1 pseudogene is annotated in these 246 nt (G+C 48.8%); it reads right to left on the minus strand.

Annotated elements, in window-relative coordinates:
• Window positions 1-246 (minus strand): annotated as a pseudogene (locus tag A3773_RS17360) (F0F1 ATP synthase subunit beta); the annotation flags it as partial.

Consider the following 246-nt stretch of genomic DNA (forward strand, 5'->3'; position numbering starts at 1 on the left):
CTGGTACATATACCGCCTGTACAGACGTGATAGAACCAGATTTCGTTGACGTGATACGCTCCTGCAGTACACCCATCTCTTCTGCAAGAGTTGGCTGGTAACCTACTGCTGAAGGCATACGACCTAGCAGAGCTGATACTTCAGTACCAGCAAGCGTGTAACGGTAGATGTTATCAACGAACAGTAGAACGTCACGACCTTCGTCACGGAAACGTTCAGCCATTGTTAGACCAGTCAGTGCAACAC

This window comes from Neptuniibacter pectenicola, from assembly GCF_001597735.1.
Taxonomy (GTDB): domain Bacteria; phylum Pseudomonadota; class Gammaproteobacteria; order Pseudomonadales; family Balneatricaceae; genus Neptuniibacter; species Neptuniibacter pectenicola.